This is a genomic window from Gemmobacter caeni, assembly GCF_003054195.1.
GTDB lineage: Bacteria > Pseudomonadota > Alphaproteobacteria > Rhodobacterales > Rhodobacteraceae > Gemmobacter > Gemmobacter caeni.
Window position 1 is genome coordinate 407473 of record NZ_QBKP01000002.1, and the last position, 15744, is coordinate 423216.

At 69.1% G+C, this 15744-nt stretch carries 18 protein-coding genes; 8 read left to right on the forward strand and 10 right to left on the reverse strand.

Going from position 1 to position 15744, the window contains the following annotated elements; translation table 11 throughout:
• Positions 1-2: 2 nt before the first annotated feature.
• The 5 genes from C8N34_RS04990 to C8N34_RS05010 all read right to left on the reverse strand — a co-directional run bounded on the left by C8N34_RS04990 (position 3) and on the right by C8N34_RS05010 (position 6208).
• Complete coding sequence (locus C8N34_RS04990) at positions 3-767, reverse strand: hypothetical protein (protein ID WP_108128052.1); 765 nt, start codon at positions 765-767, stop codon at positions 3-5.
• Between the two features lie 10 nt (positions 768-777).
• A complete protein-coding gene (locus C8N34_RS04995; RefSeq protein WP_108128053.1) occupies positions 778-1455 on the reverse strand; it encodes a hypothetical protein in 678 nt (225 codons plus the stop codon).
• 7 nt (positions 1456-1462) lie between these two features.
• Positions 1463-2032, reverse strand: coding sequence for a hypothetical protein (locus C8N34_RS05000; RefSeq protein ID WP_108128054.1), 570 nt, complete (start codon positions 2030-2032; stop codon positions 1463-1465).
• A gap of 69 nt (positions 2033-2101) precedes the next feature.
• On the reverse strand, positions 2102-2710 hold the full coding sequence (locus C8N34_RS05005; RefSeq protein WP_108128055.1) for an NADAR family protein: 609 nt from the start codon (positions 2708-2710) through the stop codon (positions 2102-2104).
• 933 nt (positions 2711-3643) lie between these two features.
• A complete protein-coding gene (locus C8N34_RS05010) occupies positions 3644-6208 on the reverse strand; it encodes a cation:proton antiporter domain-containing protein (RefSeq protein ID WP_108128056.1) in 2565 nt (854 codons plus the stop codon).
• 109 nt (positions 6209-6317) lie between these two features.
• On the opposite strand from C8N34_RS05010, the gene C8N34_RS26265 reads away from it, so the two are divergent.
• Positions 6318-6932 (forward strand): hypothetical protein, encoded by a 615-nt coding sequence (locus tag C8N34_RS26265; protein WP_158640751.1) that lies wholly within the window; start codon positions 6318-6320, stop codon positions 6930-6932.
• 1 nt (position 6933) lies between these two features.
• Here C8N34_RS26265 and C8N34_RS05020 read toward each other — a convergent pair whose 3' ends face one another.
• Positions 6934-7296, reverse strand: a complete 363-nt coding sequence (locus C8N34_RS05020) for a hypothetical protein (protein WP_108128057.1) — start codon at positions 7294-7296, stop codon at positions 6934-6936.
• A gap of 97 nt (positions 7297-7393) precedes the next feature.
• On the opposite strand from C8N34_RS05020, the gene C8N34_RS05025 reads away from it, so the two are divergent.
• Entirely contained in the window at positions 7394-7927 is a 534-nt protein-coding gene (locus C8N34_RS05025) for an RNA 2'-phosphotransferase (protein WP_108128058.1), read from the forward strand.
• Here the strand turns inward: C8N34_RS05025 and C8N34_RS05030 are convergent, their stop codons facing one another.
• Positions 7928-8308 carry a hypothetical protein gene (locus C8N34_RS05030; RefSeq protein WP_108128059.1) on the reverse strand — a complete coding sequence of 127 codons (381 nt, stop codon included), beginning with the start codon at positions 8306-8308 and terminating at the stop codon, positions 7928-7930.
• A 93-nt stretch (positions 8309-8401) separates the two neighbouring features.
• Between C8N34_RS05030 and C8N34_RS05035 the strand changes: the two genes are divergently transcribed.
• The 5 genes from C8N34_RS05035 to C8N34_RS05055 all read left to right on the forward strand — a co-directional run bounded on the left by C8N34_RS05035 (position 8402) and on the right by C8N34_RS05055 (position 12184).
• Positions 8402-9346 (forward strand): hypothetical protein, encoded by a 945-nt coding sequence (locus C8N34_RS05035; RefSeq protein WP_108128060.1) that lies wholly within the window; start codon positions 8402-8404, stop codon positions 9344-9346.
• A gap of 224 nt (positions 9347-9570) precedes the next feature.
• Complete coding sequence (locus C8N34_RS27280) at positions 9571-10065, forward strand: peptidyl-tRNA hydrolase (protein WP_422387672.1); 495 nt, start codon at positions 9571-9573, stop codon at positions 10063-10065.
• Positions 10058-10522, forward strand: coding sequence for a hypothetical protein (locus tag C8N34_RS05045; RefSeq protein WP_108128062.1), 465 nt, complete (start codon positions 10058-10060; stop codon positions 10520-10522). Before C8N34_RS27280 ends, C8N34_RS05045 begins: the two co-directional genes overlap by 8 nt.
• 44 nt (positions 10523-10566) lie before the next feature.
• Positions 10567-10953, forward strand: coding sequence for a hypothetical protein (locus C8N34_RS05050; protein WP_108128063.1), 387 nt, complete (start codon positions 10567-10569; stop codon positions 10951-10953).
• Between the two features lie 91 nt (positions 10954-11044).
• Complete coding sequence (locus tag C8N34_RS05055; protein ID WP_108128064.1) at positions 11045-12184, forward strand: cobaltochelatase CobT-related protein; 1140 nt, start codon at positions 11045-11047, stop codon at positions 12182-12184.
• A 64-nt stretch (positions 12185-12248) separates the two neighbouring features.
• On the opposite strand, the gene C8N34_RS05060 is transcribed toward C8N34_RS05055, so the two are convergent.
• On the reverse strand, positions 12249-12566 hold the full coding sequence (locus C8N34_RS05060; protein ID WP_108128065.1) for a hypothetical protein: 318 nt from the start codon (positions 12564-12566) through the stop codon (positions 12249-12251).
• Between the two features lie 60 nt (positions 12567-12626).
• Positions 12627-13946, reverse strand: coding sequence for an RNA-guided endonuclease InsQ/TnpB family protein (locus tag C8N34_RS05065; RefSeq protein WP_108128066.1), 1320 nt, complete (start codon positions 13944-13946; stop codon positions 12627-12629).
• 42 nt (positions 13947-13988) lie between these two features.
• On the opposite strand from C8N34_RS05065, the gene tnpA reads away from it, so the two are divergent.
• Positions 13989-14468 (forward strand): IS200/IS605 family transposase, encoded by a 480-nt coding sequence (gene tnpA / locus C8N34_RS05070; RefSeq protein ID WP_211317723.1) that lies wholly within the window; start codon positions 13989-13991, stop codon positions 14466-14468.
• A 222-nt stretch (positions 14469-14690) separates the two neighbouring features.
• On the opposite strand, the gene C8N34_RS05075 is transcribed toward tnpA, so the two are convergent.
• The gene (locus C8N34_RS05075) at positions 14691-15713 is read right to left on the reverse strand and encodes a hypothetical protein (RefSeq protein ID WP_108128067.1); all 1023 of its coding nucleotides are present in this window, start codon (positions 15711-15713) and stop codon (positions 14691-14693) included.
• Positions 15714-15744: the final 31 nt, after the last annotated feature.

A 15744-nucleotide genomic window follows, 5' to 3' on the forward strand; every position in this document is an offset into this window, starting at 1 on the left:
GATCAGATCTCCATCCCGCAGGCGCTAAATGGGGGTACCCCCTGGAACGGATCTTCCGTCTCGGACCGGGCCTCAAGCTCGTGTCGCGGGAGCGAAGGCACGTATGCGGCCTCATGCATCTCGTCCAAGATCAGCCGGACCGAGGTCGACACCTCCACAAAGGCGGCGCCACGGTGCGGCCCCTCCTCGACGCTTCCGGACCAGATCGGCTCGTAGGGGTCCTGCGCGACCGTCAGGGCGATGGTCCCGGTGACGAGGGCGCGCCCCTCCTCTAGGCCAAGATGTTCAGACCAGCGCAGGGTCGCCTGATCCGAAAGCTCGAGGATCCCCCGCTCCGTACGGAAGATCGACTCCGTGTAATTTTCGAGCCGATTGAGGTCCCATCCCCCCTCAAGCGCGTCCAGATACCCGGCGGAATAGGCCATATCCACCCGATAGGCGGTCGCCTCCGTCCGGCCCTCCTCGACGATCTCGCGGATCTCCTCGAGACGCGCATTGATCGGATCGGTGAAGGGGATCCCGGTCTCTCGGATCGCGTCCCCGATCCCCTGCGCCCTGGCAAAGTGCAGAAGGGTCGCCTCCTGTACGATCATCGGGACGGTGACGACGGCCGCGACCCGTTCCGGGGCCGGGACAGGTTCGGAGCCGCCGGACTGTGAGGTGAAGCCGGAGATCGCCGCGGCGACCAAGCCGAGGGCCGGGAGGGACCGGCGGATCCGCCCGTTCCCGCGCGGCTCCGGCGCGTTCTTTGGGATGATATGGGTCATCTTGCTCTCCTCAGGGGCCGTCAGGCCCCTCTTCAATGTCCAGATGAGAAATGATTTCCGCCCGATTCTCACTCAGCCATCGCAACGCGTCTCCGCCCTCCGCCCGCAGGCCGAACCCGACCTGCTCGTTCCCGATCCCGCGCGGGTTCAGGCCGAGATACCAGAAGAGCCGGTTCGCGGCCGGGTCCCCGGCCGCCTCCAGCGCGTAGGCGACCCGGTCCGCGGATTCCGCATAGGCCCAGTCCTCCGCGATCAGCTCGTTGATCTCGTCGGCGGTCGCCGTCTCGAGGAAGGGTCGGATGTCGACCTGAAGATCAATAAACCGGTCGTCTGAGTGCAGATCCGCGATCACCGCCTCCCCGGAGATCAGGTCACGCCGGCACCAGATCTGCCCCTCTTTGAGGGCGATCATCTGTCCCGCATCGGCGCCGTGAAGGGCCGTATCGGGGACCGTTTCAGGGGTGCAGGCGAACCAGGTCCCCTGATCGGTCAGGATCAGGCCCGGACCGGTCTCGGACCGGATCACCCAGTCGCGTCCCGGCTCCGCCTGCCTGATCTGCGCCAAAAGCTCGGACGGGTCCTTGGCGGCAGCGTCCAAGGCCCCCTCCAGAACGGCATAGAGATGCTCCGGACCCGGGGTGGCACCGTCCGGGACCTCGACGTCGAGCGTGATCTGAAATTTCGCCATGATGTCCTCAGTCGGTGATGGACGGGCCCGGAGGGCTCATCCGGTAGTTGAGCTCTTCGTAGATCTCCGGGCGCCGGGCCTCGAGCCAGCCCATCAGATCGTCCTTGCTGATCTGGAGCCGCGCCTCGGGGCGCTTTCCGTTCTCGTCCGGGGAAGACCAGAGGGACGTGTAAAGGACCAGCCTCTGGGCACGTGGGTCCCCCTGCTGATCCAGGATCCCGAGAATCCGCGATGAGACCGGTCCGGGGCCGAACTCCTCCTCAAGGAGGTCCACGAAGTCCTGCATCTCCAGCAAACTGAGCGCGGGGGTCGCGTCGACCGGGGAGGCGCTCATGTGGTTTGAGGCGAAGGAGCGTCCCGTGACAACGAGATTCGGGTCCTGATCCGCGCGTATCACCAGATGTCCGGGTTCGGTCAGCAGGACCCGCATAGCGTCATAGTGCGGGATGGGCCCCCTCAGAAGGCGGCCCTCATCCAGCATGTCCCGGACCACCCAGGGGGCGTCCGCCCCGTGGCGCGGGGTGGCGGCGAACGGGTCAACAACGAAGTCTGGATTGATCTGACGCGCGAGATCCATGGTGAACCCTCTCCCTTACTCGCAAGGATGACAACGGTATGTGAAAAAAGGAAAGGCTTTCTTCGGCGGCTACAGAAGAAACGGGCCGGTGTCGGGCTCCGCAGCGATGTCCCCGACCCGCTCGGGTCCGAGCTCGGACCCGAGCAGGGACGCCCGCGCGAACCGGGGCGCCACCAGGAGCGGCGCTCCGATCGGATGCGCGGCGAGTTCGAGCCGCAGCTCCATCAGAAGGCGGCCCAGGACGTTGCGGCCGTGGAGACGGCCCCCCTCCGGCCTCGCACCCCAGAAGTCGTCCCGGTGGGAGATCTCGACGATCGGGCGCTCACCGGTCTCGGCCAGAACCGGAAGAAGCCTCGACTGGTGGGCTCCGAACTTCGCCCGGAGCACGAAACGCATCACGTTCACCTTCACGGCCTCCCAGTCGGACCTGCTCTCCCTGATCCGGGTATAGGCGTGGCGCTTCGCGAGGATCGGACTGGTCGCGCTTAGGATCTCCCCCTGGAACCCGGGCAGGTCCGGAAAGCGCAGCGCCTGGTAGAGCGCCTCGCTCGAGGGGGCCTCCACCCCGCCGAACCGGACCGGGTAGCCAGCGGCCATGTTCGAGAAGGCCCCAAACCGGTCACGCACCCGGTGAAAGGCGGCCGCCTCGCTCGCCGCATAACTGCGAAACTGAACCATGATCGTCCTCCCATACTGCCCCAAGCATGGAGGTGAGGGGCGAAAACGCGAAATCTCCGTCACAGAGCTTGCTCTGCAAAGGGTGTTGTGACGGAAAAACCCTTTGTTTTCAGTCCGTCACAGCGTCACGCGAGAATCCGGAAATATGTCTGTCGTATGCGCAGGCCTGCGTGCGCGCCTGTATGGGCGCGTAGGCGCGTATGCGTGAACATATATCTTTCTTTTTGTGACACGTCTCATAAATATAAATAAATATAATGCTTTTCAAAAGGTTAGGGGTGTCACAGCGGGGTGTCACACAGGCTGTGACGACCGTGACGCCGTGACGCTTCCGGGCGGGTCTCGTGTCCGGCCCTCCGGACCCCGCACGGGCTATGGCGCCTCGTTCAATAACCGAGGAAGACCTAAACTTTCTCTATGAACGATCATCGCACCCGCCTCCTCACGAGCGCCCCGCCCGTTCTGGGACGGCCAAGACCCTCTCAGGCGTCCGCAACGCCTCGGATCATCCGGAGCGGGATGTCCAGAGCTCCCGGCGGACAGCTCACCGATCGCCCGGACCGAGAACAGGGCGGACAGGAGGGATGGTGATCGGGACCCCGGATCCGGTTCAGCCCCCACGCGGGTCCGGGGTCCTGATCCCGAGACGGATGATCATTCGCTGGGACGTGCCAACCAGTCATCGACACGCCCATCAGGACCGGACGCTGGCGGTCCGGATCGGGCGCAGCTCCAGACTGCGGCGCCCGACCTGATGGACCGGAACGCCCATGTTTGTTCAGGGGCCTCGAGACGGCGAAGGGGCGTTTCGGGGCGCAGACACGCCCGGACCGAGCGGTCCGATCTCCGGGATGCCTCACCGGCGCAGCGGACCGGGGGAGCTCATGTCCGCTCGTTCTGGCCAGGTCCGCTCATCCCGATTTCTAATCATCATCATCCCGATCTGGCTGCACCATCATCCTTTTCGGAATTCATCAGGCGCGTCAGGTCTGCACGGGCCCCCGCTCGCACCCGCCAAAAGAGACCCCTGCCCTCCCGGTGCGGGGAAAGGCTCTCCGGATCCACCCCGAGCTTTCGGGCTCGTTCGAGGACGTGCTCCCGCAGGATCGGACAGTGCCTCATCAGGGCGCGAAGCCGGTCCTCGTCCAGGCGGAACAGGGTCCCGTGGGTGAGGGCCCGGACCTCGATCCGGCGCGGGGACCGGGTCAGGACGGAGATGTGCCCGAACATCTCCCCCGGCCCGAGCTTGTAGGCGCCGGTTCGTGCGCTGACCGAGACGGCCCCGGACCCGATCAGGTGCACCCGGCCCGGCGGGTCGTCCCGGCGATGGAGCAGGTCCCCGGGGCTCATCCGGCGCAGGTGGAGGCGCCGGGCGAGTCTCCGGATCTCCGGGTCCGGCAGGCCGGACAGGGCCGGCATCCCGCGCAGGAGGGCCGCCTTTCTGGCCATCAGGTCGAGCCGGGGCGGCCGGTCCAGCTCCCCCCGCCGCCGTTCGAGCTCGCCCAGAAGCCGGTCATGCAGCTCCTGGTCCAGAAGCCGGTCCTCATGCAGGGCGCGGTACTCCCGCTCCTCTACCTCGAGCGCGGTGCGGCGCACCCATCGCGCCTCCGTCTCCTCCGCGTAGCCCGGGAGCTGGACCCGGAGCGCGTCCAGCGCCTCCCGGGTCTCCTGCACGCGCCGGTCGACCAGCGCGTGCAGGAGTGCGGTCACCCGCCTCCCGTGGATCCGGCGGATCCGCCCGTCGATGAACGGGTGAAGCTCCTCGAGGAGCCCCGCCTGCGCGATCAGGAGCTCGAACCGGGACTCGAGAACCCGCTCGAGGGGCCCGCTGATCCGAAGCCGCTCATGCAGGAGCCAGGAGGCCCGCAGGGCCCAGGGGCCCCGGAGACCGGACCGGTAGGCGCGCCGGTACCCGGCGCGGCCGGCGGACCGGGTGAGCTCGAGGAGCCGGTCGCACTCCCCCAGGAGTCGCTGGTGAAGGCCGGGCGGGACCCGGCCGAGACGGCGAGCCGCGATTACCAGGTCCCGCTCCCGGCCCGCCAGCGCGATCAGCCCCAGCGTGACCCGGTCCCGCTCGCTCACCCCCTCCGACCGGTCCGCCTCCGCGACCGCGGCCCGCTCCCGCTCCCCGAGGAGCCGGGCCTCCCGGCGCAGCACCTCCGGGTCCACCCCGCGTGCCCGCCCCTCGTCGGACACCTCCTCCCGGGCCGTCTGGAGCGCGACCGCGACCGCCTCGCGGGCGAGAGCCTGGTCGATCGGGCTCAGCCGGTCGATCCGGAGACGGCGGACGAGCCACCGCAGGGTCCCCCCCTGAAGGACCAGGGTCAGCAGCACGTAGCCGGTGGCCAGCGCCCCGATCCGGCCCGCAAGCTCGTCCGGGACGCGCGGGGACTCGAGGACGGCGAGCGCCAGCGCCAGCGTCATTGCGCCCCGCAGCCCGCCCCACAGGAGGGCGGACCGGAACCGGTTCGGGATCGGGACCCCGGCCCCGACCAGGGCGAGCGCCGGCAGCGCCCCCCAGAGGATGACCGCGCGGGCGAGGAGCGCGGCCGCCGCGATGAGGAGCGTCACCCCCGCCTCCGCCCAGCCGAACCCGGTCAGCAGGGTCGGGATCATCAGGGCGGCCAGGAGGAAGATGGCGGCGCCCACCCAGTGCGCGATCACCCCCCAGACCCGACAGATCAGCTCCCACCCGTCCGGCCCGACCCGGGCCGGTCCGGCCAGGTTGAGGACCGCCCCGGCCGCGAAGGCGGAGACCACCCCGGAGACCCCGAGCGGCTCCGCGGGCAGGCTCGCGACGAAGGGGGCCGCGAGGGTCAGGGTGACCTGCGCGCTCGGCAGCTCCCGCGTCAGGCGCAGCGCGGCCAGGAGCGCGATCGCGGCGACCACCCCGAGGAGGGTGCCGCCGATCAGCGGGATCGGCAGGGAGAGGGCCGCGCTGAGCAGGTCCGGGGCGTCCGCACCGGACCCGAGGGCGAGCAGGAACACCCCGAAGAGGGCGATGGCGGTCGCGTCGTTCAGGAGGGACTCCCCCTCCACCAGCCGGACGAGCCGGGCCGGCGCGTTGATCGACCGGAAGATCCCGATCACCGCGGACGGGTCCGTCGTGGAGACGAGCGCGGCCAGCAGGAGGCAGGCCAGGAGCGGCATCCCGGCCACCGGCGCGATCGCGAGGCCGATGAGGGCGGTCGCCACCACCACGGCGAGGACCGCCAGGATCAGGATCGGGACCCCGTCCTCCAGCATCCGCCTGACCTCGGTCGAGAGGGCCGCCTGGAAGATCAGGGCCGGCAGGAACAGCTCCAGGAAGAGCCCGGACGGGGGCGGGCGGATCAGCGGCGCCCCCTGCCCCGCCCCGGACAGGACCAGGCCCATCAGGGCGCCGACCCCGGTCAGGACCAGCGCGAACGGGGTCCGGGTCCGCACCGCGACCGGCTCGGAGACGGCGATGACGAGCAGAAGGATCGCCGCGAAGGCGATGAGCGGGGTCACGTCCATGCGGGGGCTCCTGTCCGCCCCTGCGAAAAAGGGGGCTTCCCCTCTGTAGCGCGCATGACACGCCCGATCAACGAAAGGGGTCGCGCCGTCCCCAGGAGATTGATGTTCGATGATGATTCGGATATTCGCAGGCGCGATGAACAGGATGATCTGCCGGCGGGACGGGCCCGCCTTTGAGCCGGAGCCGCCGATCGGCTTCGATACGTTCCACCAGCGGACCCGGGCGCAATTCCGCCCCGCCGCCCCGCCGGACCGGGAGCCGGACTTCGTCTCCCCCGGCCGCTCCGTCTACTGGGACCTCGGGGACCGGGTCCTGCGCGCCTCCGACCACTGGACCGGACAGAACGGCTGCGCCGAGATCGGCGGCTGCCACTGGACCTATGAGGGGGCCTGCCGCCCCGGGTCCTGGGAGGCGGGCGAGTGCCTCTACGCTGAGTTCAAGCGCCGGGTCCGCATCATTCCGACCCGGCACGCCACCGCGGCGGACCTCGCGCTCGCCCGGATCCTGCTGGAGGGGGGCGGCGGGGCGGACCCGAAACGGCTTGCGGGGGCGCCGGTGCCGGACTGGGCCCGGGTCGCGCCGCGGGGGACCCTGGCGGCCCTGCCCGCGCAGGAGCTGCTGCGCGCGCGGCCGGAGCTCGCGCGGGTCCTGACCGCGGATGAGCGGGTCGTGCGCCGGATCCTCGAGGCGGGGGAGGTCCCCCTGCCCGCCCGGATCTCCTGAGTCAGGTCCCGACCATAACGCAGCGTCCGTCGAACCCCTCGAAGAAGTAGGTCCGGGGCAAGAGGTGGCGACGCTTGCAGGTCAGCATGTAGGCGTTGTGGAGCCGGTCGACCACGTCGAGGAGCTCCTCCCCCGCGCGCGCCTCGACGCGCAGGATGAACATCTCCTCCTCGTCCTCCTCAAGCGTGAACGGGTCCGACTCGTCGAGCGGACCGTAGTCTGGCTCCGCCGACCCCAGCTCGAGCGGCCAGCCGATCAGCCCCCAGGTTTCGTAAACCCCCCGGGCCGGGAGCCCGACGACCTCGGCCGCCTCGTCCTCGTCCCCGCGCGCGACCCAGCCGCACCGTCCCGCCGTATCGCTCATGTCCGACTCCTGAGAAAATCCATGACAGAAATACTATTACTATTCTGAAATGCAAGCTGCTATGCTATGCGAAAAGGGGAATCCGAAAGGCACCCGCATGTCCCGCACCCCCCGCATGATCGCCCGCGCGCTCCGGCATGAGCCGGCGCTTCTGGGACTGACCCTGGCGCCCGGGGGCTGGGCCCCGGTGGACGACCTGCTGAGGGGGCTCGCTGCGGTCGGACGACGGACGACCCGCGAGGAGCTCCTCGCGATCGTGGCGGCGGACGAGAAGGGGCGGTTCACCCTCAGCCCGGACGGGCGGCGGATCCGGGCCGCCCAGGGGCACTCGGTCGCAGTGGACCTTCAGCTCGACCCCGTGGCCCCTCCTGCGCTGCTCCTGCACGGGACCGCCAGCCGGAACCTCTCCGGGATCTTCCGGGACGGGCTGCTTCCGGGGCGACGCCAGCACGTGCACCTGTCGGAGACGGAGGAGGTGGCCCGACGGGTCGGGGCGCGCCACGGCAGCCCGGTCCTGCTCGAGGTGGGGGCGGGGGCGCTTCACGCCCTGGGGCGACCGTTTTTCCGGGCGGACAACGGGGTCTGGCTGACCGGCCCGGTCCCGGTCACCCATCTGCGCCTGATCGGCTGATCAGTCGCAGGGGGCCGGCTCGACCCCGGTGAGCCAGGTGCCGATCCGGAACTCGTCCCCGGAGAAGATGGCGGTGGCGCGGATGCAGGCGCCGACGGGTGGCGCCTCCCCGTCCAGCTGGAAGGTTTGGGTCTCCCCGATGCAGGAGGGGCTGAACCCGTCCGCCAGCTGGGAGATCTCGACCGGCCGGATCGTCACGTCCGTGTAGATGACCGTTTCCGACACGCCGAAGCTGCGGGCCCAGTCCGGGTCGCGGGCGACGTCCCGGGCGGAGACGTCCAGCACCTCACCCCGGATCAGGCAGGTCTGTCCGGTCGGGGCTGGGGCGGCGAGGAGCGGCGCGGGGAGGCTCAAGAGAAGCGTGATCAGCAGGCGTCGCAAGGTCGTCTCCTTCTGCGGACCGACGCGTAAGGATAATGGAAATTCGCAAATTTCTCAACTACAATGAATGAGCTCCGATAGAGGATGACCCGAATGATCCGCGCCCTCCTTCTCGCCTGCCTCCTCCTGTCGCCCGTGGCCGCCCTCGCCCAGACGCAGGCGCGGATTGAGCCGGGCGAGCGCGAGACGATCACGGCGCACGGGGTCTGCCGTCAGGTGACGAACGGGAACGGCGCCTCCGTGATGATCCCGCTTTCCACGCCCCAGGAGTGGAGCCAGGGGGGCGCCGCCTTCCTGGCCGCCCCACGTCCCGGGATGACGGTTGAGAGCTGCACCCGGGACATCTGGGCCTGGGAGTACATGGACGGGGTCATGATCGTCTGGCAGGGACCCAGCATGACGGATTATGAGGCGGGCGGTCTGGAGATACAGACCAGATTCCCCCAGTATACCGGGAACCCGAGCAGTTACGCCAACATGATCCCCCCCTGCGGCCCCGGGAAGGGGGGCGAGCGGGTCACGATCATCCAGGGGACGCCCGGCCAGCGGGGCGTCTACATGCAGCACGTCTGCAATAACGCGACCCCGGTCGACCCGTTCAGCTTCCCGAACGGGACCGTGGCGGCGAGCGGGTACTGGACCTCGCCGCAGATCACCCTCTCGGGGATCCCGCATACCCGGACGGAGGCGCTGGTGGTCGGGGTGGTCGGCCTCGGCTGGTCGGACCCGAACGGGGGCTGCTGCTCCTTCAATTATGACAGCCGGGTCCTGATCAACGGATCCGCCAATGCTGGCGGATATAATGTTCCGATCGGGCGGATCGACCCGGCATCGCCGTACTTCGCCGACTTCGTCGACGCCTACGGGCCGGCCGTGAACGGGAGCGGGGTGCAGACCGGTCCCTCCTTCGCGGTCGCGGTCCGCAACGGGGACCGGATCCAGCTCCGCCTCCGCGCCACCCGGGACCCGGGCGTGACGCTCACCTATTTCGTGAAGATCGGTCAGCACATCACCTATTTCACGCTCACCACCACATGAGGGGCGATTCGGTATTGAATTTCGCAAGACGGTCCCTTAGCTTGACGGGCATGGGGCCGGAGCTCGGATGGCAGAGCAACGATCTCTAAAATCGGATGCGCGGGTTCGAACCCCGTCGGCCGCCACCAGAATCAGGGTCCGGACCCCCGGACAGAAAGAGAAGCGAGATGTTGTAGGTTCCTGGAACGCCTGAAGCGGACGCGGCCGAGCTCCGGCTCTACGCGATCCTGCGCAGCGACATCCGGATGTCCGACGGAAAGGCGCACGCCCAGTCCGGACACGCCTACACAGACACGCTCCTCCACGCTCTTCAGCATGATGACCCGCGGGCCAGCGCCTATGCACGGCTGCGTCCCGGGACGAAGGTCTGCCTGAACGGCGGATCCCACGCGGAGATGCTGCGTCTCCTCGACCGGCTCTCCGCGACCCCCCTGCCCCATATCGCGATCATCGACAGCGGCCATGTGGAGCCGCCCGATTTCGACGGGTCCCCGGTCCTGACCGCGATCGGGGTGGGCCCGATCCGGCGCTCTGAGGCGCCCCCCTTTCTCAAACGGCTCCCGCTCTGGGCCCGGCCCGCCGGTCCGGAGGGCGTGCCTGATCGCCCCGCCACGTCCGGATCGCCCCGCCCGCCTTTGTGGGTGCCCGCGATCACCGGCTGCCGCTCCTCACCTCACCCCCGTCAACCTGTCAGCCCCAGAAAGGGACCCCATGAGTGATTTCAGAGACTGCCCCGCCTGTTCAGATCTCCTCGAGGAGACCGGATGCGCCGATCCCGCCTGCGCGTCCTGCATGGGGACCGGGGCGCGCCCGCTCGATCAGGCGTCGATCGAGCTGGCCCTGTCCGCGAGGGACTGGGTCGACGAGCGGGTCTCCGACCTCTTCTCGGACTGGTGCCGCCTGATGGGGGTCCACGCCGCCTACGGGGTCCACCGCTGGGAGACCTGGGGGGACAAGCTCCGGGTCATCCAGGACACCTCCTGCCGCGGCTGCTTCGACACGGAGACCCGGGAGCTCGAGCTCTGCTGGCTCTGGATGGGGCCGCCGGAGCGGGAGGCGGCCATCACCGCCCTGCGCAGGACGCGGGAGGCGGCGGAGGCCGCCAAGGCGGCCGCGGCCCGTGAGGGCCGGATCGGGCAGCTCCGCGCGGAGCTCGCCCGTCTCGAGCGGGGCTGACCCGCGAAACTCGTAACGTCCATCACATGAAAGGAACGGACATCATGACCAAGACCAAGACCCTCTTCACCCCGGTGACCCCGGAGCTGACCCCCTCTCAGATCCTGAGCCTCTTCTACGGCTATCAGGCGACGCTCCTGCGCGCCTGGGACGGGGGCTCGGCGCCTGACGCGTTCTTCGCGGAGGCGCTCGGGCTTCAGTCCCGCGCGGACTACCTCTCTTTCCGGGAGGCGCTGCGCGACACGCTTCGCCGCCTCGCCGAGGTCCAGACCGGGCTCGCGCGCCGGACCCGGGCCCCGGGCGGGGACCCGGAGGCGCAGTCCCGCCGGGCGCAGATCCGCCCGCTGATCACCGAGCTGATCGGGATGCGCCGGGCCGGGAAGGCCTGGTCCGCATCGCGCGCGAAGGCGCGCGCTGCGGAGGCGGCCTGAGGGTTTTTCGGGGGCGGGAGACCGCCCCCGTGTTCCCTTTTCGCAAGCTCCGGTGTAGGGTGATCCGGATGATGAAAACGGGGGGGGTCGCATGCCGAAAAGCCGGACGAACACGCTTCTGATCGGGGACACCCTTTATGAGCTGACGGAGGCGTACCGGAACGGGGCCCGCGCCTGCCGGGCGGAGACCCCGTTCTGGGCGAACCCGCACCGGGACGGGTCGCAGCGCCACGCGGACTGGGCGGCCGGGCACGACAACGAGGCGGCCGGGCATCATCGGGTCACCGTGACCCTTGACGCGATCGAGGCGGCCCCGGCCGGTCTGGAGCTCGTCGCGCCGGAGGAGGAGGGGCTCACCGCGGAGCCCGCCCCGCCCGCCTATCAGGTCTTTACGAGGGCGCATGACGAGGTCGTCTGGGCGGTGGATCTTCTCGCCTCAGATCCGGCAAGGCACATGGCTATGCGGGGTGCGCGCGACAGCCTGTCTCTGGACAGCGACGCCTACTGGGATGAAGCGAGCAGAGTGGAGGCCCGCGCGTCTCTCGATGTCCTCAGGGCCGCCTTGCCGGACAGTCCGATGTCACGGCCGCTCATCCTGCTCCTGGACAACTCCGGCTCGATGCGGGGCCAAAGCGTCGCCGCGCTGATCGGCTTGATCGGAGAGATGGGGGACGCGCTCGACCAGGCGGGCATCCCGTTCGAGGTTCTGGGCTTCACCACCCGAAGCTGGAAGGGGGGCCGGGCGCGGGAGGACTGGATCCTGGGAGGGCGTCCGCAGGGGCCCGGAAGGCTCTGTGAGCTGCGCCACGTCATCTACAAGGATGCTGCGGAACCCTGGAACCCCGCACTGCTCGACCTCATGTTGATGGAGGGCTTCCTGAAAGAGAACGTGGATGGCGAGGCTCTGCTCTGGGCGGCCGAGCGCGGGCGCCAGCTTGGCGGCGCCACGATCCTGCACGTCACGGACGGAAAACCGATGGACGATTCCACGCTCGCGGCAAACCCTGCCGATTATCTGGATCGCCACCTCGAAGCGGTTTCGCGCCAGATCGGCGCCGATCCAGACCTCACGCTGATCCGGGCTGACATCTCCGACCCGAAGCCCCTGGACCGCAAGGCGCGACCGGAAAACAGGCTGACCCACCTGGCGAAGGTGCTGGTTGAAGCCTCCCTTCAGGCGATCGCAGGTCCTCGACAGGAGCGCGACAGCTCCCAGCCCGACGGGCCTTAGGGCTCGTCCGTGCGACGGGTGCGGGCTCGTCCCGGCACGCGGTATCGCGCGCCGGGGAGGCTGATCAGAACTCGTGCAGGAGGAAGAAGGTGACCTTGACGTTCTCCTCGCTGATCTGATCGATCTTGAAGTACACCTCGACCTCGCGGAACCGGATCATCCCCATGTCATGGTCCCCCCGGTCCACCCTCGGGTCCCATTCGTCGAACATCCAGAACATCAGGAGGAGGAGCGGGAGAACCTCGTCGTCCGGCCTGTCCCCGAGTGCCTCCAGCACCCCTTGGGTGGCATAGGCGGGGTTTTCCATTCCGATGCCGATCCTGGAGGTCGTGCGAATCTTATCAAAATACTGGGCACGGGGCGAGAGGGCGGTCTGGGTCATGCTATCTTCCGTGAATCTCTCCCCGCACTGAAGTACGGGGCTTCAGGCTCATCTCGCGTCTCACGCCCGCACCGTTTCCGGCGCGATCGCTCCCCGCGGCTGAGTCCCTGACTTTTCCTTTTCCCGCGTCTCGCATGGCGCCGTGCTTCGTGCAGAGGGCTCAACGGGCAGCCCCGGCTGTTCCGGCCGGGGACGGAGTCCGAGGGCGATGAGCCCCCGTCTCCGGATTTCGATCGCGGCGTTCACGTCGGCGTCCGCCTCGTGACCGCAGCTGGTACACTTGAACCGGTCCCGGCTGACGCGGGACCCCGCGTCAACGGTGAGGCACCGGGCGCAGGTGCGGGACGTGTACGCGGCCGGGACCTTGAGCAGGACCCCGCCGCGCCACGCCAGCTTGTAGGTGAGCTGGCGTTCGATCTCTCCCCAGCCCACGTCGAGGATCGCCCGGTTCAGGCCCGACTTCTGGGTCACGTTCCGGCCCGGCTCCGCCTCGGTCCCCTTCGCGGATGCGGTCATGGCCTGAACCTTCAGGTCCTCGAGGATGACGACGCGGTGGTTTTTCGCGAGCGTCGATGTGATCTGATGCGTCATGTCCCGACGCCGGCGCGTCAGCTTCGCCGTCTTCGCCCGGAGCCGCTTAAGCGCTTTCAGGCGGCGTTTCGACCCGCGCTGCGTCCGGGCCAGCTGCTTCTGGAGCCGCCTGAGCTTGCGCCGGTCCCGCTCCGTCGCCACCGGGGCGCCGAGGAGGGCCCCGTCGGAGGTGGCGACCGGCACGACCGCGCCCCGGTCCGCGCCGATGACGTCCGCATCCGTGAGCGCCTCCGGCTTCGGCGCGCGCCGCACCCGGACCGCGACCTGGACGCTGGCGTACCAGTGCGTCCCGTCCCGTCCGATCGTCACCCGACGGACCCGCCCCTCCAGCTGACGGTGGAACACGGCCCGGATCGGGCCGTTATCGCGGGCGGTCCGGCCGAACTTCGGCAGGATCAGGACCCCGCGCCCCACCTCCACCCGGATCTGCTCCGGGTCCGGGAAGGTGAAGCTGTCGTTGCGGAGCCGCCGGCGCGGACGCGGGTACCCGCCGGTCCCGGCGAAGAAGCGATGGAACGCGCTGTCCAGGTCGAAGAGCGCCATCTGGAGGCAGTGGGCGGGGACCTCCTTGAGGAAATCCGCCTCCGCCTTCAGGTCCTTGATCTCCCGGCGCTGGCCGGCGCAGGAGATGTGCCGCCCCTGCGTGGCCCGGTACTGGCGCCAGAAGGTCCGGCGCTGTTCCAGGCCCAGGTTATAGACCAGGCGGCAGCAGCCGGCGATGCGCCGGAACATCTCCTCCTGCTCCGCCGTCGGGTAGATCCGAAACCTGTACGACTTGAGTTTTCGCATGAGGCGAATATACTCACCCTCCACGGAAATGGAAGGGTGAAGATGTCAGATTTCAGGACCGGTCGACACGTCGTTCATCGCCTGAACGCGCACTTGGTCCTTACGACCAAGTACCGGCGGGACGCGATCCGGACGGACCGGGTCCGGGACCTCCTGAAGACGGTCATGACCTCGGTCGCCGCCGACATGGGGGCGACGGTGGAGGCGGCGGAGGCGGACGGGGATCACATCCATCTCCTGATCTCGTACCCGCCCCAGCTCGCGCTCTCGAAACTGGTCGGCAGCCTGAAGGGGGTCTCCGCCCGGCGCCTGCGCCAGCAGGGCTGGCCGGAGGTCAGGCGCGTCCTCTGGGGGGACAGCTTCTGGTCCCCCAGCTACTGCGTCGTCTCCTGCGGCGGCGCCCCCCTTGAGGTCGTCCGGACCTATGTCGAGACGCAGGCGGATCCGGACCGGGCCCGGATCGGTCAGAAGATGCGCGCCGTCAGGAAAAGGCGGCGTCAGGGGAAAAGGAAGACGCCTTGACCCCTCCCTAAACGAAGGGGATTGCGGCGAGTTTTGTTCAAGCCTTGGGTGGGGGGTGTCGCGGATCGGGGCGACGCGGACGACCGCCCCGATCCGCGGGACCGCCGACCCCTGTTATCCTTGTCCGGAGGCGTGGGGGCAAGATAAGTTTTCGCAAACTCGCGCGCAGTCGACACGGGATGGAGCTAACCGTGCGCCTGGCGATCCCCCCGCGCCGACCCGTCAGGACCCGGTCTGAATCCGACGTAATGTCCGGGCAAGCCGGTCCACGTCCTGCGGCTGCGACAGGCGCCTCCGACCCATCGGCACGATGTCCCCGGCCAGGATGGAACGTACGTGGTCCCGGATCCGGGTCAGCGACTCCCCCAGGGGGCGGCTGCGCAGGGCGATATGCTGAAGCGCCAGATAGGGACTCTGATCACCGATGATCGGTTTCGGTTTCGGCGGACGGCCCCGTTTGCGACGTTCACCGGGCTGAAGGAGCGGTACGGTCACCGCGGACGCGTCCGGACCGAGAAGCTCGAGGACGCGCATGACCGTCTCATCCGTCAGCTTGACCCGCAGAACCGCGGCGGGGGTGCCGCCGGTCCCACGCAGCTCGGCGGAGGCCTCCCAGAGAGCGACGGCGGCGGCGAGCCGATCCATGAGGCGGAGCTCCTCCGACCCGCTCCTGATCAGGGTACAGATACGTTCGCACATCCCGTCCCGGATCAGGTCAAGCCTGCCCGCCAGCTCATAGGGGTTGCGTAGCCCGTCGGCCAGGTCCGGACGGTCCTCCTCCGCGACCGCCTCCCCGATCCCTCCGGTCAGACCGGCGAGAAGGCGTCCGCTCTCGTCCTCGCGCAGGACCCGCAGCATCTCGGCCGCCCCGTCTGGCCCCCCGCCCTCATCGAGAAGGGCGCGGGAGGCGTCCGTGATCGCGCTCGCCACCAGGCGTGACCGGCCACAGACCAGGGGCAGGAAGGTGCGCACGGGGCGTGTGTCCGGCACGTCCCAGTAGATCCGGTCGAGCAGACGGACCATCAGTCGGCGTGCCGCGGCCGCCTGCCGGGGCCCCTGATCGGACCCGACCGGGTCCGCCAGTTCCGACAGCGCAACCGCGGCCGCGAAGAGGCGTCCCCAAGCGGCGGGCGGGGTCGGCCAGAGGGCGTGAGTGGCAAGCAGACCGGTGACCGCGCGAAAAGCCTCCGCGTCGGGGCTGTCCGGCGCGGCAGGTGTGAAGGCGGGGTTGGCGGGTTCTGTCATCAGGTCGTCTCGCAAGGAATCGGCCTCACAT